General features: G+C 54.2%; 16 protein-coding genes. 11 read left to right on the top strand and 5 right to left on the bottom strand.

Going from position 1 to position 23,204, the window contains the following annotated elements:
- Window positions 1-16: 16 nt before the first annotated feature.
- Complete coding sequence (locus VGM48_RS01635; protein ID WP_331575931.1) at window positions 17-3,124, bottom strand: SusC/RagA family TonB-linked outer membrane protein; 3,108 nt, start codon at window positions 3,122-3,124, stop codon at window positions 17-19.
- 353 nt (window positions 3,125-3,477) lie between these two features.
- On the opposite strand from VGM48_RS01635, the gene VGM48_RS01630 reads away from it, so the two are divergent.
- The gene (locus tag VGM48_RS01630; RefSeq protein WP_331575929.1) at window positions 3,478-4,296 is read left to right on the top strand and encodes a hypothetical protein; all 819 of its coding nucleotides are present in this window, start codon (window positions 3,478-3,480) and stop codon (window positions 4,294-4,296) included.
- 14 nt (window positions 4,297-4,310) lie between these two features.
- Here VGM48_RS01630 and VGM48_RS01625 read toward each other — a convergent pair whose 3' ends face one another.
- The gene (locus VGM48_RS01625; protein ID WP_331575927.1) at window positions 4,311-4,766 is read right to left on the bottom strand and encodes a hypothetical protein; all 456 of its coding nucleotides are present in this window, start codon (window positions 4,764-4,766) and stop codon (window positions 4,311-4,313) included.
- Window positions 4,767-4,894: 128 nt separating this feature from the next.
- On the opposite strand from VGM48_RS01625, the gene VGM48_RS01620 reads away from it, so the two are divergent.
- From VGM48_RS01620 to msrA, 5 genes are all read left to right on the top strand, one after another.
- A complete protein-coding gene (locus tag VGM48_RS01620) occupies window positions 4,895-7,186 on the top strand; it encodes a PSD1 and planctomycete cytochrome C domain-containing protein (protein WP_331575925.1) in 2,292 nt (763 codons plus the stop codon).
- Between the two features lie 9 nt (window positions 7,187-7,195).
- Complete coding sequence (locus VGM48_RS01615) at window positions 7,196-8,641, top strand: DUF1501 domain-containing protein (RefSeq protein WP_331575923.1); 1,446 nt, start codon at window positions 7,196-7,198, stop codon at window positions 8,639-8,641.
- A gap of 18 nt (window positions 8,642-8,659) precedes the next feature.
- Window positions 8,660-9,685 carry a 6-bladed beta-propeller gene (locus VGM48_RS01610; protein ID WP_331575921.1) on the top strand — a complete coding sequence of 342 codons (1,026 nt, stop codon included), beginning with the start codon at window positions 8,660-8,662 and terminating at the stop codon, window positions 9,683-9,685.
- A gap of 31 nt (window positions 9,686-9,716) precedes the next feature.
- On the top strand, window positions 9,717-11,864 hold the full coding sequence (locus tag VGM48_RS01605; RefSeq protein WP_331575919.1) for an FN3 associated domain-containing protein: 2,148 nt from the start codon (window positions 9,717-9,719) through the stop codon (window positions 11,862-11,864).
- Window positions 11,865-11,983: 119 nt separating this feature from the next.
- Window positions 11,984-12,490, top strand: coding sequence for a peptide-methionine (S)-S-oxide reductase MsrA (gene msrA / locus VGM48_RS01600; RefSeq protein ID WP_331575917.1), 507 nt, complete (start codon window positions 11,984-11,986; stop codon window positions 12,488-12,490).
- A gap of 71 nt (window positions 12,491-12,561) precedes the next feature.
- Here the strand turns inward: msrA and VGM48_RS01595 are convergent, their stop codons facing one another.
- Window positions 12,562-12,738, bottom strand: coding sequence for a hypothetical protein (locus VGM48_RS01595; protein ID WP_331575915.1), 177 nt, complete (start codon window positions 12,736-12,738; stop codon window positions 12,562-12,564).
- Window positions 12,739-12,911: 173 nt separating this feature from the next.
- Here VGM48_RS01595 and VGM48_RS01590 point away from each other — a divergent pair, with 173 nt between their 5' ends.
- The gene (locus VGM48_RS01590) at window positions 12,912-13,502 is read left to right on the top strand and encodes a DsbA family oxidoreductase (RefSeq protein WP_331575913.1); all 591 of its coding nucleotides are present in this window, start codon (window positions 12,912-12,914) and stop codon (window positions 13,500-13,502) included.
- On the opposite strand, the gene abc-f is transcribed toward VGM48_RS01590, so the two are convergent.
- Window positions 13,499-15,130 carry a ribosomal protection-like ABC-F family protein gene (gene abc-f, locus VGM48_RS01585; protein ID WP_331575911.1) on the bottom strand — a complete coding sequence of 544 codons (1,632 nt, stop codon included), beginning with the start codon at window positions 15,128-15,130 and terminating at the stop codon, window positions 13,499-13,501. The genes VGM48_RS01590 and abc-f overlap by 4 nt on opposite strands.
- 175 nt (window positions 15,131-15,305) lie before the next feature.
- Between abc-f and VGM48_RS01580 the strand changes: the two genes are divergently transcribed.
- Window positions 15,306-16,343, top strand: a complete 1,038-nt coding sequence (locus VGM48_RS01580) for a LacI family DNA-binding transcriptional regulator (protein WP_331575909.1) — start codon at window positions 15,306-15,308, stop codon at window positions 16,341-16,343.
- On the opposite strand, the gene VGM48_RS01575 is transcribed toward VGM48_RS01580, so the two are convergent.
- Window positions 16,325-17,374, bottom strand: coding sequence for a LacI family DNA-binding transcriptional regulator (locus VGM48_RS01575; protein ID WP_331575907.1), 1,050 nt, complete (start codon window positions 17,372-17,374; stop codon window positions 16,325-16,327). The genes VGM48_RS01580 and VGM48_RS01575 overlap by 19 nt on opposite strands.
- A 390-nt stretch (window positions 17,375-17,764) precedes the next feature.
- On the opposite strand from VGM48_RS01575, the gene VGM48_RS01570 reads away from it, so the two are divergent.
- Genes VGM48_RS01570 through VGM48_RS01560 form a run of 3 tightly spaced genes read left to right on the top strand, consistent with a single transcriptional unit; the run spans window position 17,765 to window position 23,193 of the window.
- Window positions 17,765-18,562 (top strand): SDR family oxidoreductase, encoded by a 798-nt coding sequence (locus VGM48_RS01570; protein WP_331575905.1) that lies wholly within the window; start codon window positions 17,765-17,767, stop codon window positions 18,560-18,562.
- A gap of 25 nt (window positions 18,563-18,587) precedes the next feature.
- Complete coding sequence (locus VGM48_RS01565) at window positions 18,588-21,530, top strand: TonB-dependent receptor (RefSeq protein WP_331575903.1); 2,943 nt, start codon at window positions 18,588-18,590, stop codon at window positions 21,528-21,530.
- Window positions 21,531-21,561: 31 nt separating this feature from the next.
- On the top strand, window positions 21,562-23,193 hold the full coding sequence (locus tag VGM48_RS01560; RefSeq protein WP_331575902.1) for a RagB/SusD family nutrient uptake outer membrane protein: 1,632 nt from the start codon (window positions 21,562-21,564) through the stop codon (window positions 23,191-23,193).
- Window positions 23,194-23,204 lie beyond the last annotated feature (11 nt).

The raw sequence follows: 23,204 nt of genomic DNA, 5'->3' as shown, positions 1-23,204 counted from the left end.
CCTTTTTTTGGGGTAATTAAAATGCGGCATTAATGCCGAATGTGACGCCACGATTTGCGATACCGGTTGGATTGGTTGTGGAATTGACGACATCCATATCGATATAGTTTATCTTCGAGAACAGCATACCGGGGTTTGTCGCCTGGGCATAAAGCCTTAGACTGGATACTCCCGTCTTCTTCAAAGTGGCAGGGTTCATATTGTAAGACAACGAGATGTTGCGCACCTTAATAAAGGAAGCTCTCTGGTAGCCAAGGATGACCGAATAAGGATCGCCGGACCCCGCGGTATAGATCGGCTTTTGAAAGGCCGAATTTTGGTTGTTCTCGGTATAGTAGTTGATCAGCCGTTGCGTGCCTCTGGCCCCTTCGCTTTCTCCACCGGTGCTATACCAATACTTCAAACGCCCGTATAAGAAGACGGACAATTCAATGCCTTTGTACGAAAAGGTATTGGTCATCCCAACGATATAATTCGGCCTCGTGTTGCCGATGATCTTTCGATCGTTGTTAGGATCGACTTTATGATCGCCATTCAGATCGACCGGTCGTACATTACCGGGACTGAATACGTTGCCGTTGGCATTAAATTGTTTGTATGTGGCGGAATCGGAATAATGCCAGATCCCGGCAGACTTGTAACCGTAGATCACCCCAATCGGCTGGCCGATAAACCAAAGATTATTGATGTCGTTCTGCTTGCCGTTTGACAACGATACGATATGCTCTTTTTGAAAGGAAATGTTGGTGGTGGTGGACCACATAAGATCCCTGGTTTTCACGTTGATGGTATAGAGGCTGAAATCGAACCCTTTATTGGCTGTGGCGCCGATGTTGGCGTAGATATTGTTAAAACCGGTTACCGTGGGAATAGAGCGTTGCAACAGCAGATTTGGTGTTTTGGAAGTATATACATCAAAGACACCGGTGATCCTCCTGTTCAGGATACTGAAATCGATACCCACATTATATTGGGTGGTCCTTTCCCAGGCCAGCGACTGATTAGCCAGGGTTCCGGATGGAAGCGAGCCCGACGTGGTGGAATTGAGGAAGGGATAGAATAGAGGTGTAACGGCCCCTTGCGTGGAATAAGGCGCAATAGCGGAGTTGCCGGTAACCCCAACACCCAGTCTCAGTTTCAGATCGCTCACCCACGATGCATTTTCCAGGAAGCGTTCACGATTCATTCGCCAGGCAACAGCGGCACTTGGGAATGTAGCATTTTTATGGCCGGTCCCAAGCACGGATGAACCATCCTGGCGAACGGAGACGGTTAACAGATATTTATCCGCATAACCGTAGTTCAACCTGGCCATATACGACAGTAATTGATATTGGATTAAATTGGAGCTATAGCTTGTAAGGTTGGAAGGAGAGATATTTGTCTGGGTCAGGGAATTCCAGAGCTGACTGGAAAACGGTATCCCCAGGGCCGCGATGGAACTGGTATCGGTGCTGAATTTTGTATAGCTCTCCAGCAGGGTGATCCCAAAACTATGTTCCTTTACCGTTTTGTTATAGTACACCAGGTTATCCAGCGTATAAGAGAACGCCTGGCCTTTGGCCAGTGAGGCCCGGTTGATCCCGGCGCCAATGACGGATTGCCCGTCCACAAAGACCCCATTCTTGTACAGGGAGAAATCCGGTCCGAAATTCATTCTGTATTTCAATCCTTTTAAAGCGGGTATTGCCGCGCCCAGGTCCACCTGGCCGTAAAAACTTCCAAAGGCCCTCAAATTCGTTCGCTCGTCCTTGGTATAGTTCAATTCGTTGACAATGGTTTTGAATGCGGCATCACCACCGGGATAGAGCACGCGATTGCCCGAAGAATCAAATGGAACTGCATAAGGGAAAAGCGCCCGGGCGGATTCATAGATGCTCTGGGTCGCCGAAACCGCGCTGGAACTCGTAGCCGATTGGCCATATTCCTGGATATTGTAACTCACGTTGATATTGCTCCCCATCGAAAACCATTTTGTAGCGGCAATGTCAACGCTCGACCTTCCGGAATAACGGGTGAACGATTGGCCCAGAGAGGTCCCTTTGTTATTGAGGTAGCCGAAAGAACCGTATGCTTTTACCTTGTCGTTCCCGCCGCTGACGCTGAGGAATTGCGTGTTGGTGACCCCGGTTTGTGTCACCATGCCTCTCCAGTTCGTCGTCGCAACCTTGGAGCCATCCCACTTACCGCTGGCCCAGCCTTTTGCAATATTGGACCAGGCCGCGGGATCGGCAGAGGCTAAAAAAATAAATTTATCATTGGCGACAGTCGGTTGATCGCCTCTCGGAAACGAGGTGGGATTCGAATAATAATAAGCCCATCGGCGAAAATCGATGTATTGGGATGAGTTCATCATTACATCACCATCGTGCAATTTTTCAAAGGTGGCGGAACTGTTCAGGCTTAAGACCATTTTACCGTTCTTGCCGGTCTTGGTAGTCACGATCACAACGCCATTGGCGCCTCTTGAACCATAGATAGCGGTGGCCGATGCATCTTTTAAGACATCGATGGATTCGATATCGTTCGGGTCGATATTATCGATCGTCCCCGTTGACAGCGGAATATTGTCTACCACGAAAAGCGGTGTGTTGGATGCGGTTAAAGAACGTACGCCCCGAATGGTAATATCACCCAGCACACCCGGCCGGGTATTGGAAGTGATGTCCACACCGGCAATTTTTCCCTGCATGGCTTCCAGTGCGGTGGTGACCGGCCTCGATTTGATGTCTTGCTGGTTGATCCCGGCAACAGCACCCGTTACATCTGCCCTTTTGACTGCTCCATAACCGATCACTACAATATCGGATAAGGCTTCGTTCGAGTTTCTTAACGATACGGACAAATTTGCATGGTTGTCCACAGAAACTTCCTGCACCTCATGCCCGACGAAGCTTACTATCAATTTTGCTTTGCCTGATGAGATATTCAATTGAAACAAACCACCCTGTTTGGTAAGTGTGGAATTCTTTGTGCCTTTTTCGAGAACGGTTGCCCCCTCCATTGGGGCGCCGCTTTCGTCGGTAACCTTACCGGATACAGAAAAACTCTGTGCATTGACAGATAAAAAGGAAACAAGGAGAAGCAGGAGAATGACATTCCCCCTAAGCAGTTTTTTGGTCATGATGGCATTGTTCGTTTAGGTTAAAAAATAGCAGTTTCACACGGGTACTTCTGGTGGGAACGGACTCGAATCAGAAAGGAAAGTGAAAGATGATCCAGACTCAGGTAAGATTAAAATAACGCAATCGATTGCATTGCAGAGCCTTAGATAGTTGTCGCGAAGAGTTCTTACAAGAAGTTATCAAGTTTTCATCGATTTGCCATCCTGTGCTATCCTGCACGGGGTTTGCTGCAATGCAGAGACACCGTTAATCTTCCCTAACCCGCCGATAATAGGACGATGTCAGCCTTTCGCTAGAAAGGCAAATTCTATGTTCCGGCCAGCTCTACTTTTGCCCTCACCTAACATGATTTATGAAATTACACCTACTGTCAATCGTTCTTGTTCTGGGGATCGCAGCCTGTCGCAGAGACGTGCCCATCACCCCGCCTCTTCCCACTCCTCCGACTCCTTCCACCCTGAGGTTGAAAGATATGACCGAGAGAAATCTCCCCTCACCCTCGTATCATTTTGCCTACAACGATGACGGGACTATTGCGCAAGCCAGTATCTATTCGGGTCTGGCTATCTATAATGTGCGTTACTCCGGCAAAAATATCAGCGCGTTGGAAAGCACGATCAACCGGGATACCCTCCAATACGAGTACACCGGCAGCAATCTGACCGTCATCCGGGTGAAAAATGTGCAGGGGGTCGTCTACCGGCGATGTCTGATTACCTGCAATGCCGTGAACCAATTACTGGAACTCGAATGGCAGGTAAAGGATGGCGACATCGGTTATGCCGTTGAAAGGCTACAGCAGTTCAGTTACTATCCCGATGGCAATCTGCAGGCGGTCTTCTTTCATTTCTTCGCCGTTGGCTCCCAAACAGAAGCCATGTATACCGATACGTATGGGGACTATGATGACAAGGTGAATGCGGATGGCTTTTCTCTACTGCACCCTTTTCAGTTGGAACACCTGATCCTGTTGCCGGACTACAGGTTACAGCTGAACAATCCGCGCCGCCAGGTGCATACCGGCGACGGAACCAATTACGAAGTGACGTACAGCTATACCTATGACGCGGCTGGCAGGCCCGTGATAAAAAACGGGGATGTATTGTTCACCAACGGACCGGATAACGGCACCCATTTTCAATCCCAGGAAACGTTCTCTTACTATGATTAAACTCAAAGCCCGATTTAATCCGAACCTTTATCCCCCCGCTCAAACAAAACCATACTATTCGTCGCAAACGCCGGAAGCCCAACTTTCCCATACCAGTCGTCCGGAATATTCGGGAACGCGATCCTCAGCTGAGCAATCAACCGATCCCAGCCGGCCGTATCTTCCGTAATCGTAAACTTCCAGTCCCTCCAAAAGATATCAAGACAAATGTCGTCATAGGTCAACCTGTCCACCTTATAAGCAACGATCCGCCGGATCTCCGCCCACCGGACAAATTCCGGGCCATCGGCAAATGCATAGGTGAACCCCTCTTCCTGGTAAGTAAATTTTCCGGCATCATCCTGTCGCCTTTTTCGCTCGATCGCTTTCTCCCCCTCGGAGTAGGGTGCAGCGTCAGCCTGCTTGCGGCTGAACCAATCCTCGATCCTGCGAAACAATCCCATAATGATGGCTGTAAAGGTACGATTCATTTCCAGGCGCCCATTTATCTCCAATACATCGCGGAAGGCGAAGGATTTTAAAAAACGGTGAAACAGGTTTATGAGAATTAGTTTATCTTTAGTTCAAATCTATCGCCATCCGCCGGATTGCTGCCATATTGACCCTGATCGTGGGGGGCGTCTCTATTTTTGCCTCCTGTTTCCACACGAAAACTGACGACGCCGGCGCTGCTAAAATCAGCTATAACTTTGACATCCGGCCCATCCTCTCCGATAAATGCTTTAAATGCCATGGCCCCGATGCCAACCATCGCGAGGCGCATTTACGACTCGATATCGCCGACAGCGCCTACGCGCCATTAAAAGATATGAAAGGAGCCTTTGCGATCGTTCCCGGCGAGCCGGAACGATCCGAACTGCTCAAAAGGATCAGCTCACCCGACCCCGGCTATCAGATGCCGCCCATCGACTCGCATCTTGGCGCCTTCACCCCGCAGGAAGTAAGCCTCTTCGAAAAATGGATCCGCCAGGGCGCCCGCTATGAGCGGCACTGGGCCTTCACTCCACCCGTCAAAGCACCGCTTCCTCAGCCGCAGGATGCGAAATGGGTGCACAACGAGATCGACAATTTCATCCTCGCCAAACTGGAACAACTCGGACTCCAGCCCAATGAGGAGGCGGATAAAGAACGCCTCCTGAAAAGAGTAAGCCTCGATATCACCGGCCTCCCCCCTACCCTGCAGCAAATGGACGCATTTCTCGCCGATAACAGTCCGAACGCCTACGAAAAACAGGTGGACACGCTGCTCGCGGCCCCGCAGTTCGGCGAAAAGATGGCGGTTCACTGGATGGACGTAGCCCGATACGCAGATAGTTACGGCTACCAGGACGACAATATCCGCACGCAGTGGCCCTGGCGCGACTGGGTCATCCACGCGTTCAATGTGAACATGCCCTACAATCGGTTTATCGCCTGGCAGATCGCCGGCGACATGCTTCCCGGCGCCACCAAAGAGCAGATCCTCGCCACGGCCTTCTTTCGCAATCATAAGTACACCGAGGAAGGCGGGGTCGTTCCCGAAGAATACCGCGTCGAATACCTCGTGGACAAGACCCGCACCTATGGGAAAGGCATCCTCGGCCTTACCGTTGAATGCGCGCAATGCCACGACCATAAGTATGACCCGATCCCCCAGAAAGAATATTATTCCCTTCTCGCCTTCTTCAACAACACAAAAGAGGTGGGTTACGAGGGGGACGTAAGCGTTTCAAAACCGGCCAAGATGCCGATAGAGACCCTGAGCGATTCGGACATCCGGAACACGCTCTCTTTTATCAACAAGAAAGATACCGGCGCCCTGATGGTTTCAGTGATGGGCGAACGCGATACGTTTCGCACGAGCTATGTCCTGTCGCGGGGCCGCTATGATGCGCCCACCGACTTAGTGAGGCCCGCCGCACTAAAAGCGGTCATGCCTTATGACACGACAAAGTTCCCGCGGAACCGGCTGGGTCTGGCCAAATGGACCGTAAGCCCCCAAAACCCGCTGACGGCCCGGGTATTCGTCAACCAGCTATGGCAGGAGTTCTTCGGCCGGGGCATCGTCAAAAGCGCGGGTGACTTCGGTATGCAGGGCGACCTGCCCACCAACCCGCAACTGCTCGACTGGCTTGCCGCCGATTTTATGCAGCATGGCTGGGATATCAAGCGCCTCGTCAAACAACTCGTCCTGTCCGCCGCCTATCGGCAATCCGCAAAACTCACCCCCGAAAAACAGGAGAAAGACCCGGAAAATGCCTATCTGTCGCGCGGCCCACGCGCACGGATACCCGCAGAATTCGTCCGCGACCTCGTTCTCGCCAGCAGCGGCCTGCTCGTCAAAACCATCGGCGGACCAAGCGTAAAACCCTATCAGCCCGCGGGCCTCTGGGAGACCGCTTCTTCGGGCAGAGGAGTGCTCGCCACCTATCGCCAGGATCATCATGACTCATTGTATCGAAGGGGACTGTATACTTTTATAAAACTGACCGTGCCGCCGCCGGTGATGGGGATGTTCGATGCCAGCAACCGCGACCAGTGCGAGGTCCGGCGCCTGCGGACAAACACCCCCCTCCAAGCCCTGGCCATGCTCAACGACCCCGCCGTCCTGGAGGCCGCCCGCGTCCTTGCCCAACGCCTCGACACCGAATCCTCCACCGCCGATGAGAAGATCGTAAAGGCCTTCCGCCTGATCCTTTGTCGGAAACCAACCGGCACCGAGCAGCAACGCCTGACACAATACTACAACGACCAGCAAACCGGATTCAAGGCCAATCCCACGGCCGCCAGAAAAACGCTGGCCGTCGGTGAGTACCCGCCATCAAAAAATAGCGATCCCGTCACCTGCGCGGCGTTGATGCGCGTGATCAGCGCCCTGTACAACTTAGAAGAGACGATCACCAAGACCTGATAATAAATCATGGAAAAAGAACTACTCGAACGCCATCTGCACTTTAACCGCCGCCGCTTTCTCAAAGGGCTTGGATTCGGCATCGGCGGCGTCGCACTCGGTTCGCTCCTCATCCCCGATCTCTTCTCCAAACGCGAAGAAGAAGCGATGGCCGTCGGCCTCCCCCATTTCGCACCCAGGGCCAAACGGATCATCTACCTGTTTCAAAACGGCGCCCCATCGCAGTTAGACCTGTTCGACTATAAACCGCTCCTCAATAAAATGCAGGGCGAAGACCTCCCCGCCTCGATCCGAAACGGCCAGCGACTCACGGGCATGACCGCCAACCAGACCAAATTTCCACTCGCCGGAACCGTTTTCCAGTTCGGCCAGTATGGACAGGCCAGAACCTGGATCAGTGAACTGATGCCCTATACGGCGAAGGCAGCCGATGACCTCTGCTTCGTGAAAAGCATGTTCACCGAAGCCATCAACCACGACCCGGCCCTCACCTTCATGCAAACCGGCGCCCAGCAAGGCAACCGGCCGAGTATGGGCGCCTGGCTCAGCTATGGACTGGGAAGCGAGAACAAAAACCTTCCCGCATTCTGCGTCCTCCTGTCCAAAGGCAAGGGCAATGGCCAGGGTGTTTACTCCAAACTCTGGTCCAACGGCTTCCTCGACTCCATTCACCAGGGTGTGCAATTCAGCAGCGGAGAGAACCCCGTCCTATATCTTTCGGACCCCGATGGAATGGATAGGGTCTCCCGGCGAAAGATGCTGGATGAACTCGCGGCACTAAATGCGGAGTCCTACAAAGAATTCGGCGACCCCGAGATCAATACCAAGATCCAGCAGTATGAAATGGCCTATCGGATGCAGACAGCGGTCCCCGAAATAACCGACCTCAGCAAGGAACCCGAAGACACGCTGAAGATGTACGGCCCCGATTGCCTGATCCCCGGGACCTTTGCAGCCAACTGCCTCCTCGCCCGGAAACTCTCCGAGAACGGGGTCCGTTTTGTACAGCTCTACCATCAGGGCTGGGATGGCCATAACAACCTCCCAAACGAAATAAAAGGACAATGCAGGGATGTCGACCAGGCATCCGCAGCACTCGTTCAGGACCTCAAGCAGCGCGGACTGCTGGACGAAACCCTCGTCATCTGGGGCGGTGAATTTGGCCGGACCAATTACTGTCAGGGCAAACTGAGCCCGGAAAACTACGGGCGCGACCACCACCCCCGCTGCTTCACCATCTGGATGGCGGGCGGCGGAGTCCAACCGGGCGTCTATGGCGAAACGGATGACTTCGGCTATAACATTACCAAAGACCCGGTGCATGTACACGATTTCCACGCCACCGTACTCCACCTCATGGGCCTCGATCACGAAAAACTGACATTCAAACACCAGGGACGCCGCTACCGGCTGACCGATGTGGCCGGCAAGGTCGTCGACGGACTCATCGCCTGAACTCATAAAAACTAGCTTATGCAGCGCAGAAATTTCATTCGAAACTCATCCCTCGCCCTGACGGGCATCGTCCTGACAAAAGATCTTTTTAAAAAGCCTGCTCAGAAAGCCTATGGCTACAACGGCATGCTCTATACGCTGGACACCGCCTGGAGCAAATGTGATTCCCAGCAGTATCCGGTCAACGACTGCCATGAGATGGTCCAGGATAAAAAGGGAAGGATACTTCTGCTGACAAACGAGACCCATAACAATGTCCTTGTCTATAATACCGACGGCCGGCTGATGGCCAGCTGGGGTCATGAGTTTCCCGGCGCTCACGGCCTCACCCTCCACGAGGAGAACGGCACCGAATTCCTTTATATCACCGATATCACGCGCCACCAGGTATACAAGACCACCATGGAAGGCAAGATCCTGCTGACCATCGACGCTCCGCTTGACGCCGGCATCTATAAAGAAGCAAAGGAATTTGTGCCGACCGAGACGACCATAGACGCCAATGGCGATATTTTTATCGCCGACGGCTATGGCGCCCAGTATATTCTTCACTACGACAGATCGGGCAAACTGCTCAACTATTTTGGCGGCCGCGGCGATGGCGACACCCATTTCGACAACGCCCATGGCATCTGCTGGGACACGAGACGCAGCGACCATACGCTGCTTATCACGGACCGCACGCGCAACTGCTTCAAACGCTTCAGCAAAGAAGGGAAATTGCTGGAAGTCCTTTCTCTCCCCGGCGCCTGCGTTTGCCGGCCCGTGATCCATGGCGATCATCTTTACGCCGCCGTCCTGCGGTCACCCGATCTCAATGCGGTAGGCACCGGGTTCGTCACGATCCTCGACAAAGAGAACAAGGTCATCAGCAATATCGGCGGCAGTGAGCCGCAATATGCGGACGGTCACCTGCAACCCATGCGACAAACCGATAAGATATTCATCCATCCGCATGATGTCTGCGTGGACAGAGACGAAAATCTCTACGTCGCACAATGGGCGTCGGGAAAGGTCTACCCATACAAACTAAAGCGGGTGTGATAGCCTGATCATTCCCCCATCCCCCGAAGCTATGACGAAATGGAAGCCCGCCCCCGTACAAGTACTCATCGCCCTGAATGCGATGTTGCTCTTCTTCGTCCTGCTGGATGACCGGCTTGCTGTCCCGCTCTGGCTGCAGGTGGGCGGACGGCTGCATCCCCTGATCCTCCATTTCCCCATCGTACTCATCGTGGGATATACCATCTGCCTCTGGTTTGCAGGAAAAAACGAAACATCGGCGGTGAACCGAATGGCTGCCTTCGCCGATCACCTTCTCCTTTGGGCTGCATTTGCCGCCGTTGTAACCGCACTGGCCGGCATCTTTCTTTCACGGGAAGCCGTATACGAGGGCGCGGCCATCCAATGGCATAAATGGCTCGGAACCCTGACCTCGCTGGCCCTGCTGGCGCTCTATCTCGGAAAAGACAGCGCCGTCATCGGGAAACACCGGCAAAAATGGATGGCGATACTGCCCCTGACCGCCGTGGCGATCGCCGGTCATCTCGGCGGCGATCTCACGCATGGAGCCGGCTTTGTCCTGGCTCCGCTGAAGCCGGCAGCGGCGCCGGCGCCTTCCTTTGATGAAGCGTTGGTGTATCAGGACCTGGTAGAGCCGATCGTAGCCGCAAGGTGCATGCAATGCCATAATTCAGGCACCACAAAGGGCGGATTGAATATGGAAGACCCGACCCAGTTCGCAAAAGGCGGCCGCACGGGCAAACCCTGGGACACCACCGCGGAAGGTCTCGGTCTGCTGGCCACCCGTATTCATCTTCCGCCCGACGACCGCAAACATATGCCCCCGGTCAACAAAACGCAGCTCACGGAACAGGAAGAAAAAACGCTCTATGCATGGATCAGGGCAGGCGCACCCTTCGATAAAAAGGTTACCGATCTGGCGCCGACAGACACCTTACGGATCATTGCCGCCAGGCTACTCAAATCGACCGACAACGAAAACTTCGATTTTTCCCCGGCCGACGAAAAAACCATCGCATCACTCAAAACCAATTACCGGACGATCGCGCCGATCGCCATCGGCTCCCCGGGCCTGGCCGTCGATTTCTATGGAGCGGCTTTCTTTCAACCGGCGCAGCTAAAGGACCTGTCATCCATCAAAGAACAGATCGTTTCGCTGAACCTCGACAAAATGCCGGTCACCGACAACGACCTTTCCTATCTGGCCGCATTCCGCAATCTCAGGAAGCTGAACCTGGATTTCACCCGCATCACCGCGGCCGGTATTCCTACGCTGACAAAATTTACCCGTCTGCAAAGTCTGAGTTTGTCCGGAACCCAATTGACGGCCGGCGACCTCGACCGGCTGGCAGGCATCTCCTCCCTTCGCAAACTCTATCTCTGGAAGACCGGCATCGCTGAAGGCTCCGTCGCCAAAATGCGCCGCCAAAGAAAAGATCTGCAACTGATCACCGGCTTCAACGGCGATACCGTTCGCATCAAACTAAATGCTCCCAAACTCGAAACCGACGCCCGGATCATCCGCGATACAGCCCTGCTGGTGAAATTGCGGCATTTCGTACCGGGAGCCACCATGCGCTACACCCTCGACGGATCCGACCCGGACAGCGCCGGGCGTTTGTATTCAGGCCCCTTCCGCCTCCAGGACCGCAGCCAGTTTCGCGCAAAAGCCTATAAGCCGGGATGGCTGGCCAGCGACGCCACGACAGCCACTTTCTACACCCAGAAATATCCCCCGGATTCCATTCATCTCCTTCTGCCCGTCGACTCCAACTACATGAAATTCCATCCAACTGTCCTGATCGATGGAGATAAAGGAGATTTTGGCTTCGGCTCCGGCAAATGGCTGGGATTTCACAAGAATGGCCTGGCGGCCACCCTGTACTATCGGAAGCCCGTTGTTATAAATGACCTCAGCTTTTCCGGTGTCGTCGACATCGGCGCCTATATCTTTCCCCCTACCCGCCTCGAAGTGTGGGGCGGCCCCGATGAACACCATCTCCGCCAACTGGGCACTATGACTCCCGTTCAGCCCGATAAGGCCGTTGCCGCCTATATGACCGATTTTCGCATTAGTTTTCCGGCGGTGACGGTCCGCTGCCTCAAAGTGATCGCCGACCCGGTAAAAAAACTCCCCGCATGGCATCCGGGCAAAGGGCAGCCCGGCTGGATATTTTTTGACGAATTGCTCGTGAATTAAGCCCGCCAAATGACGAAATGTCGTGGAAAACCGTCAGACCCCTCTGTCAAATCCATTGAATAACAAGGCCGCGCGGATTGGCACGTTTCTCGCCATAGAAGGGGACAATACAAAGCATTATGAATACTGAAAAAGCCATCCTCGCCGGCGGCTGCTTCTGGGGTGTAGAAGAGCTGGTCCGCAATTATCCGGGCGTCGTCGCCACCAACGTGGGTTACACGGGCGGAGACGTTCCCAATGCCACCTATCGGAATCACGGCACCCATGCCGAGGCCATCCGAATCGAATTCGAACCTTCAAAACTCAGTTATCGTCAGCTGCTGGAGTACTTTTTCCAGCTGCATGACCCGACTACCCGCAATCGCCAGGGCAATGATATCGGCAGCTCCTATCGATCCGCTATTTTCTTTCTCAACGAAGAACAAAAGCAAGTAGCGACCCAACTGATCGCCGAACTGACTGCCGCCCATGTCTATTCCCGGCCCATCGCGACTGAAGTGACGGCGGCAACCGAATTCTGGGATGCCGAGGAAGAACACCAGGACTACCTCCAGAAACATCCTTACGGATATACCTGTCACTATATCCGGCCAGACTGGAAATTACCCGCTGAAACCGCGAAATAAACAGCACGGCCCAACAAATAAGAATGCCCGCCGGTCAGGCGGGCGTTTTTATGCTGGGCTGCAAATCCTTACTACGGGCGGTCAGCCGGCTTCGAAGACAGGTTCCCGTTCTCATCAATATAGGCCAACATCTTGGTCCAATCCTGATGGCCTTTGTTGTGTTTGCGTTCTTCCTTCTTCCCCTGCTTTTCATTTTTCTTTTCCCGCTTCTTCCTTTCCCGCTCTCTCTTGTTCCAGGTCTCTGCCATATTCACTCCTTTTTTCCAATATACGGCAAAAAGCCCTCCCAATTCGAAAAAGGACAGGTTGACGCAAAATTTAAATTTTAAATGTTATCCAGACAGTTGCTAAACCCATAACCTGACATTTTGTCGAAAGCACTCACATCGAACTTTCTCCTCCTGAAATTGTTTATCAGACAATGGAAAATGTAACTGACTCTATAGCCTGGCATTGGTACGATCTCACCTGCCCCTTCTGTTACGTAAGCAAAAGCCGGAACGACATTCTCAGGGAAAGTGGATTCCACCTGCTGGCCCTGCCCTTTCAGGCACACCCCGACGTTCCCGCCGAAGGCATATACATGGGTAAGAGAAACGGTCCCCTCTATGACGTATTGACAAAAGAAGCCGAAGAAGCCGGCCTGCCCCTGAACTGGCCATCCCGCCTCCCCAACAGCCGGTATGCGTTAAGCATGGCCGAGCAGGTTCGCAGACATATTCCCGGGATATTCCCCGCCGTCAAAGACAGACTCTACGCGGCACACTTCACCTTGCATGAAGATCTCGGCTCGGCGGAGGTAGTCAACAATTGCCTCAGCGAATTCGGCATCGACCAACAGGATATAAAACGATGGGCCGGGGACGAACAGTCCCGGAAAGACCTCGCCACCTCACAACACATCGCTCAACAGGCAGGCATCCAGGGCTCACCCGCCTGGATACTACACAACCGGCTGATCTCGGGTCTGCAGCCCCGCTCCCGGTTCCAGCAGTTAACCGCACACGTTTAATCCGACCCCATGTCCGGGTCCGCCGCAGAGTCCGACCCCATGTCAAGCACCATCTCCCGGCCGATACCGATCTCCTCCAGGAAAATCGCATCATGCGACACCACCAGTATCGTTCCCTGGTAATCATTGACCGCGGCAGTCAGGATCCCCAGATTTTGAATATCCAGGTTATTGGTAGGCTCATCCAGCACGATCAGGTCGGGAGCCTGATGACGGACCGTCAACGCACAAAGGATCAGCCGCATCTTTTCGCCGCCGCTGAGCACCGCGCAAGGCTTATCCCAGTCTTCCTTTGAGAACAGGAATCTCGTCAGCCGGATCTTTATCTCATGATCCTGCAACGCTCCGGAGTTATCCTGTTGCACCTGCTCCAATACCGTCAGCTGGTTATCGATGAGGGAATACTGCTGATCGACATAGACGGCACTCATCCCCGCCCTGTCGATGTGACCGTTCGCTGGTTGCAGGTTCCCCAGTATCCCATTGATCAACGTCGTCTTCCCGACTCCGTTATCCCCCTTGATGGCGACACGTTCGCCACTCCTGATCTGGAAGGTCAGCGCCTCCCGCCAGATCGCCTTCCCGCCATAAGCAAAGTTGATATCCGCAGCGGTGATCAACACCTTCCCGGTGTGCAGGGAAGAGTCATCGAAATTTATCTTCATTTTCCCGGGATCCGGCAGTTCCTTACGCAACTGATCCAGATCTCGGGCAAGCGCCGCCATCTTTTCCGTATGAACATCCTGCATCCGCGCCGTACTTTTCTCGGCATTGTTCCTGAAGGTCTTCATGGCAATGGTGGGCAGTCCCGCCTTTTCCTGCTTGGCCTTGCCACGCGCATCCAGCTTTTGCTGCCGCTCCAACGACTCCCGGGCCGTCACCTTCGCTTTGCGTAACTCCTTTTCGCGGCCTTTCAACTCCTGCTCCCGCGCATCGCTCTCGATCCGCTTCTGCTCCGCATAAAGATCGTAGTTTCCACCATAGACAGCGATCCCGCGTTTACTCAATTCGCAAACGACAGGTAACAGGTTCAATAAGGTTCTGTCATGGCTGACAACCACCAGGGCATCAGTTGTCGACCGGATATACTCATACAGCAGGGTCCGCGAAGCCGCGTCCAGGTGGTTGCTGGGTTCGTCCAGCAGGACGATGTCAGGTCGGCAAATAGCGATCCCGGCAAGAAAGACCTTCGTCTTCTCCCCGCCGCTGAGGGTGTCCATCGGCTGGTCCAGCCGGAGTCCATCAAGATTCCAGGCCCGGAAAGCCTGCCGGCATCGATCCTCCATTTCCCAATCATCATCCAGCAATTCCAGATTGGCCCCGGTGACATTGCCGGCCAGGATCTCGTTCAGCGCCTTGAGCTTTTCCGCAATGCCCAATACCCCGGCAACCGTAAGCCCATTGAATCGATCGTACAATTGAGCTACGTAAAAAGACTTCCCCTCCGCTCTGATCCTTCCGCCAGAAGGCTGCAGCTCACCAGCCATGAGTCTTAGCAGCGTGGATTTTCCGGCGCCGTTATTGCCGATCAATGCAATCTTACTCCGCCTTTCAACAGCGAAATGGATATCCTGGAACAACAGATCCTTATTGGGGTGGTAGTAGGTGACACCTTGAAGAAAAAGCATGATTTCTTTCTTGAGAGAAGTGAACAGATTGGGCCCCCGTTGACCAGGGCTCCGCATATCAGTCGAAAGAGATCAGCTATTACATTATTATTGTGTCAGTTAAAATATCTCCACAAAGATAGTCGATTTTCCACGAACCCGCAACTTCGCCGGATGTTCCTATATTTACGGTCCGATGACTTCGCCCAACCATAAAGACGTCAACATCTACGACATTGCGCGAATCCTCAATGTGTCCACGGCCACCGTCAGCAGGGCGCTGAAGAACAACCCCGCCGTCAGCAAGGCGACACGCAAAAAAGTCCTGCAGGCAGCCAAGAAAATGGGTTACCGGCCCAACAACCACGCCAGCAGCCTCCGGTCACAAAAGACAAACACCATCGGCATCATCATCCACGAGCTGAACAGCAATTTTATCATCTCCGTCCTCACCGGCATCGAAAAAGTGACGGCCGAAGCCGGCTATGACATCATCATCGCCCACTCCTCGGAAACGGCCGCCAAAGAAAAAGCCAACGCCCACAATCTATTTTACAAACGGGTGGACGGACTCATCGTATCCCTTGCCTATGATACCGAAGACCTCAGCCATTTCGATCCCTTCATCCGCAAAGGGATTCCCGTCGTCTACTTCGACCGGGTGGAGGAAGAGGCGCTCGGCGTGAAGATCGTCATCGATAATGTAAAAGCCGGAGCCATGGCCACCGAACACCTGATCAACCAGGGATGCAGGGATATCGTACATCTCACCGGCAACCTCCGGCGGAATGTTTATGCCGACCGCCTCGCCGGCTACCGCCAGGCGCTGCTCGCCAATGGCCAGCCATACCGCGAAGACCACGTGATCATCAACGACCTGAGCACGGAAGCCGCCGTAGCCGCCGGAAAACAGATCCTCGAAATGCAGCCGCGGCCCGATGGCCTCTTCGTCACCAATGATTTTTGCGCCAGCGTCTGTATGCAGGTGCTAAAGGAAGGTGGGATGCGCATCCCCCAGGATATCGCCGTGGTGGGATTTAATAATGATATCATCTCTACAATCGTGGAACCCAGGCTGACGACCGTCAGCTACCCCGGAAAAGAGATCGGCGAAGTCGCGGCCCGCCACCTGATCGGCCAGCTGAAAGCAGGCAGAAAGCTTAGCTCCGCCAGCAAGGTGATCCTCAGCTCAAAACTGCTGGTCAGGGCCTCCTCTCAGCGACTCCCCTCCTGAAGCACCCCCACCCGTCGCGAGGAAGCCTGGATGTCCAGGGCCGTCTCCAACTGAACCGTTCGGAATTTGGGAACCGCGTGCTTGTTCTCGATGAGGTTGAGCATCAGCTCGGCCGCCTGCTGACCGATATCGAAGGTGGGCTGCCGCACCGAAGTAAGCGCCGGCGACAAGAGATGACTGATCGGGTTATCGGAAAAGCCTACAAGGGCGACGTCATCCGGAATACGTAGGTTCATATCCCGGAGCACATTCATGCAAATGGTCGCCAGCCGTTCCACCGACGCCAGGATCGCATTGGGCTTATCCGGGCCGGAGAAGAGTCTCCGGATGGACCGTTCGATCTCCGCGGCATCAAAATTGCAATGCACGATCCACTCTTTTTTCTGGGGTATATTATACTTCCTGAGGGCATCGCAATACCCGTTAAGCCGCTTTTGAGTGATGGAAAGAAAAGGGGAGATGGTCAGATGAACGATATCGTGAAACCCTTCCTGGATCAAATGCTCGGTGGCCTTGTAGGCCCCGTAATAGTCGTTCACCACTACCTTGTGCGTCGTGATCTCGTCGGAGACCCGGTCGAACATGACGACCGGAATACCCTTGCCGATCATCTCATGGATATGGGTCAGCGAGGTCGTCTCATTGGATAAAGAGATGATCAACCCCTCTATGCGCCGGGACGTCAACAGCTGTGTGTTGATCACCTCCCGCTCGAATTTCTCATGACTCTGAAAGATGATCACGTGATACCCCCTGCTATACGCGATATCCTCGATGCCGGCAATCGTGGCGGCACAGAAATTATTGGCAATCTCCGGCACGATCACCCCGATGATCTTACTCTTCTTTTCTTTCAGGCTTAGGGCAATCGGGTTGGGACTGTACCGGAGTTCGGCAGCCAGTTCCCGCACCAGTTGCCGGGTAGCCGGCTTTATCTCGGTACTGTCACGAAGCGCCCGGGATACGGTAGAGACGGAAAGCTTTAATTTTTGCGCAATATCCTTGATGGTCACATTATGCTGCTCACTCATTCCAAATGCGTTTTTAATTCTCGAAGAAGGATAAGGCGGGTTGAAAAAGAAGATCTAAGGTTGGTTGAATGGTTGGAGCGCACAATATAAATAATATTCCGCAAACGTTACCGGGAATCCCCTGCGGGCGGAGCGTGGGATAAGTTTTGCAGTCGTCATGATCAAAAACTCGGATAGATGTCGATCATCCAATTGCAATCGATGTAAATTAATTCTTTTGCAATTTATTAACCAACCCTCTTGAGGATATATACCGCAAACGTTACCGACAACGTATGAAAAATTTCGCCGGGTTTCGGCATCCGCCACCGCGTTGGCCCACTTGTGAAACCTCGTTACTTTTAACTGGTAATCCTTTTCACAAAAAAGACTATTTCATAACGAATGCACATGCCCGAAGAAACGATCGAAAAAAGTTCCCTGCCAGACAAAACAAGTTCGCTATTTGATCTCACCGGCAAAACGGTCCTGGTTACCGGCGGTGGAACCGGTCTCGGCCTGGCGATCACCAGGTCCATGGTGAAGGCCGGCGCGCGCGTCATCATCACCGGCCGCCGCGCGGATGTACTGGAAAACACCTGCCGCCAGCTGGGCGAAAAGGTATCCTACCGGGCCTTCGATCTCTCGCAACTCGACCGGATACCCGCCTTTGTCGATGAAATAGAAGCATCCGGTCCCATCCACGTCCTTATCAACAATGCCGGCATCAACCTGAAGAAAGACATCCTCGACGTCACCGATGAAGAATTCGAAACGGTGATCAAGATCAACCAGACCGCGGTGTTCACCCTGACACGCGAAATAGCCCGGAAGATGGAAAAACGCGGAAAAGGAAGCATCATTCTGATCAGCTCCATGGCCGCGAAGTACGGTATCCCCAAAGTGATCGCCTACACCGCCGCCAAATCGGCCGTTGAAGGGATGACCCGCAGCATGGCCGTCGATCTCTCGCCACGCGGGATCCGCGTCAATTGTATCGCACCCGGCTTTATCGAAACGGCGATGTCCGCAAAAGCACTGAACAATGATCCCGAACGCAAGAACAGGGTGCTCTCCCGTACTCCCATGGGCTATCTCGGTCAGCCCGAAGACGTCGGCCTCGCGGCCGTTTACCTTGCCTCTGATGCTGCACGCTATGTAACCGGGGTAATACTACCCGTCGATGGAGGAAACTCCATCGGATTTTAATTATCGCCATATTTAAATACAAGTCATGTCTATGTCTAATTGCTTGCTAAGGCTCTCCTCTCTCTTCTTTCTTTCACTGCTTTTCCCCGGCCTGCTGCTGGCGCAAAGCATCGTCGTCAAAGGTACCGTCAGGGACCAGGCCAAAAATGAGCCGTTGGCCGGTGTAACCGTACAGGTGAAAGGCGCCACGGGCGGCACCACCACCGACAGCCTCGGTCATTATAGTATTACCGTGCCCGACCGCAAGGCTGTTCTTACCTTTAATTATGTAGGCTATACCGCGCAGGAGCAGACGGCAAACCGCGCGGGAGCGCTGGACGTTGCGCTCGCCGCCAGCACGGCCAGCCTCAATGAAGTGGTCGTGGTCGGTTATGGTACCCAAAAACGGCGGGATATCACCGGTTCGGTGGTCTCGCTGGATCACTCCCGGTTGGAGAATATGCCGAACACCAACTTCGCCCAGGCCCTCGAAGGCGCCCTGCCCGGCGTAAGTGTCACCACCGCCGGCGGCGGCGCGGAAGGCGAGAACGTGAACATTCTCATCCGCGGTCAGAAATCGATAAAGGCAACCACCGGTCCGCTGGTGATCCTCGACGGGATTCCTTATAACGGCAGCTTCTCCGACATCAACCCCACCGATATCGCCTCCACGGAAATATTAAAGGACGCTTCGGCTGCGGCCATCTACGGTTCCCGCGGCAGCAACGGGGTTATCCTCATAACCACAAAACGCGGCAGCAACGGAAAGCCCGTGATCAGCTATGACGGGTTCGCAGCAGAAGAGAAGATCGCCAACCTGCCCTCGGTCCTTACCCCACAGCAGTTCTACCAGTTCAAGGTCACCCGCGAAGGCCAGGCCTCCGTCACCACCTCCGAGCAGGCAGTATACGACAGCAAGAAGTTCCCCAACTGGCTCAACCTGGCCACGCAGAACGGGTCCAAGGAACAGCATGGCCTGAGCATCCGCGGCGGCAATACCACGACAAAATATTTTGCGTCGGTGAACTATCTCGATACGAAAGGGGTGGCAGTCAACGACCATTTCAAACGGCTGAGCACCCGGATCAACCTGGAAGCCAACCTCACCAAATGGCTCACCTATGGAACCAACACCTCCCTGGGCTATGATAACCGCAGCGGCCTGCCCGCCACCTTCAGCGGTGACAACGGCGCCTATTTCTTCAACCCGCTGACCACAGCCTACGATTCGGCCGGTAACCCGACCATCTATCCCTGGCCGCAGGATACCCACTTTGCCAACCCGCTCGCCCCGACCCTCGCCATCAATTCCGACAACGCCTACCAAGTGTTCACCGCAAACTATTTGCTGGTAAAATTTCCCTTCATCCCCGGCCTGTCCTATCGCCTGAACACCGGGTTTGAATACAACCAGCGCCGTACGAGCACCTACTACGGCCGCAACACCGCCGACGGACTCGCCAATAACGGCGATCTCTCCCAGAAGAACAGCAATATCAACAATACCACGATCGAGAATATCGTCACGTATGATCGCACCTTCGGCAAACACGCGATCAATTTCACCGGTCTGTACAGCTATGAAAAAGACCTAACCAATGTCGACTCGCTGGATGCCCAGCAATTCCCCAGCGATGCGCTGACGGCTTACCAGCCCAATGTAGCGCTGGCTCTCCAGCCCGGTTCGGCCTATGCCAAGCGTACCCTCATCTCGCAGATGTACCGCCTGAACTATAGCTTCGACGGCCGCTACCTGCTAACGGTGACCGGCCGCCGGGACGGCTCCTCGGTGTTCGGCGCCAACAACAAGTACGCATTCTTTCCCTCCGTCGCCCTCGGCTGGAATATCACCAACGAGAATTTCATGGAGCACAATACGCTGTTCAGCAATCTGAAGCTCCGTCTCTCCTATGGCAGCAACGGGAACCAGGCCATCAGCCCCTACCAGACCCTGGCCGCACTGACCACCCGCAACTATATCGACGGATCGCTGACGGCCCCGGGATATATCCCCTCCACCCTGGATAACCCCGATCTGCACTGGGAGACCACCAACACGGCAAATGTGGGTATCGATTTCGGCCTCCTCAAGAATCGTATCCAGGGTACCCTCGATGTATACGACGCGAAGACGCACGATCTGTTGCTCGACCGCCAGCTCTCGCCGGTACAGGGTATCAGCACGATCACCCAGAACATCGGCAAGACCGAGAACCGCGGTATCGAATTGTCCATCGGCGCCGTAGCCATCGACCAGAAAGACTTCACCTGGTCGCTTAGCGGTAACATCTCGATGAACCGGAACAAGATCGTCGAACTGTACGGTGACGGCAAGAACGACACGCTCAACAACTGGTACATCGGTCACCCGATCCACTCCGACCTCGGTTATAAATTCGGCGGTGTATGGCAACTCACTGATGACACCCTTCACAGCAATATGGGTCAGGTGCATCCCGGCCAGGCTAAGATCAAAGATCTCAACCACGACGGGGTGATCAATTCCTACGACCGGACGATTCTCGGCAGCTATCAGCCCTCCTTCACCTGGGGCCTGGCCAATACCTTCAAGTACAAGGCCATCAGCCTGTACGTCTTCGTACAGGGGGTGGAAGGCACCAGCCAAATCAACAACCTGCTAAGCGAAGGCGGTGTCCAGGCGGGAGTCCGTCACAATACCGTGATCAAAGACTGGTGGACGCCGACCAACCCGACCAACAGCTATTGGATCAACAACCCTCAGTCCAATCCGCTGGATGTTCATATCGTCCAAAGCAACGCCTTTGTCCGGGTCAAGGATATGATGCTGTCCTACGATTTCTCCAGCCTGGTGTCAAAAGCCGGTATGAGCCGGCTCCGGCTTTACGTCGAGGCACGTAACCTCTTTACCTTTACCAAGTGGAAGGGGCTGGATCCCGAGTTCTCGAGCACCCAGCAACAGATGCCGCTGCAGAAAGAATATCTCGTAGGACTAAACGTCTCCTTCTAACCCCAATACTTCATCCAAATAAACGATGGTTATGACTTGCTATAAAAAAATATTCATCCCCCTCCTAAGTCTCTCGCTGGTTGCGGGGTGTTCCAAAAAAGAACTCAACGAAGACTCCCGCGGGGTGCTCACCGCCAATCTGCTGTTCACGAGCCCGGCGGGCTTCCAGAACGCCCTCAACGGACTCTATGATGAGGTCCGGCGCTATCGTTCGGGCGACATCTATGGCCAGATCAACGATATCATGAATATGCAGGCCGTCATCGGCGTCGACGACGCATACGGCAACTGGCGGGACCCGACGGTAGATGTCTTCAACCTCTGGGGGATCATCAATGCCGCGTCGTTCGGCCACTATAACCATGTCTGGAGCTATCTCTACGAGACGATCAACGAGGCCAATACCATCATCAACCGCGCGGACGAAGCAAAGCTCAACTGGACCGATGCACAAAAGAATAATATCGTTGCCCAGGCAAGACTGATCCGCGCCTGGTGTTACCGCCATCTGACCAACCTCTGGGGCGACGTACCACTGACCCTGCAGGAATCCACCGGCGCCAATATCAAAACCGACTGGGAACGGACTCCCCGCGCACAGGTCTGGGCGGCGATGCGCGATGACCTGGTGTTCGCCGAAGCCAATCTGCCCGTCACCTCCACCGATGACGCCCAGTTGATCCAGGGCGCCGCCTCTCATTATCTTGCCGAGCTGTACCTGGCGATGGGCAAAGCCGACAGCGCGAAGATCGAAGCGACGAAGGTGACGACCAATCCGGCATACCATCTGGTAACCAACCGCTACGGCGTCAATGCCGCTGCACCGGGAACACCGTTTACCGATATGTTCCTCGACGGCAACTCCCTGCGAAGCCAGGGTAACACCGAAGCGCTCTGGACTGTCCAGAACGCCCTCAATCTCAACGGCGGAGAAGGTTACAATATCATGCGCCGCTACTGGGCCAACCGCTATTATTCCCTTACCGTAAAAGGAACGGATGGCAAGACCACCAGCCCCATACAGGTTGTTGCCGCTGCCGGTGGCCGCGGTATCGGCCGGTTGAGCCCCACCCGCTGGATGCTCAATCTCTTCAAAGGGATCCAGGACGACCGCGGTAGCAATTTTTCCTGGCATTATTATTACACGATGAACACCAACCCGCCAAAAGGATTCAAGATCGGTGATACCGTCCGCCTCGACAGCACGGGCGCCGAGAAGTTGTCCAACCCGAACTGGCCTTCCACAGCCAAATGGGACTGGTCCAGTCCCACGAATGTGCTGATCGATCCGCAATACAATGATCAGTTCATCATCCGCACCGGCGAGACCTATCTGCTGCTGGCCGAAGCCGACTACGATCTCGGTGACAAACAGGGCGCCGCCGACGCGATCAACGCACTCCGCGCACGGGCGCATGCCGCAGCCGTGACCGCTGGAGATATCACGATCGACTTCATCCTTGACGAACGCGCCAAAGAGCTCTTCTCCGAAGAAGACCGCCGCTATGTGCTGGTACGCACGGGTCGTTGGCTGGACCGCGTAAAGGCCGATAACAAGATCGCCGCGCCGAATGTCCAGGCCCGGGATACGATCCTCCCCATCCCACAACCGGTCATCGACGCCAACCGCACCAAACCCATGTCCCAGAACCCAGGTTATTGATCTCTTTTGAA

It is taken from the genome of Puia sp. (assembly GCF_036500295.1).
In the GTDB taxonomy this organism is placed as follows: Bacteria; Bacteroidota; Bacteroidia; order Chitinophagales; family Chitinophagaceae; genus Puia.
Note: the sequence above shows the minus strand (reverse complement) of the source record. Positions and strands in the feature narration are given on the sequence as shown.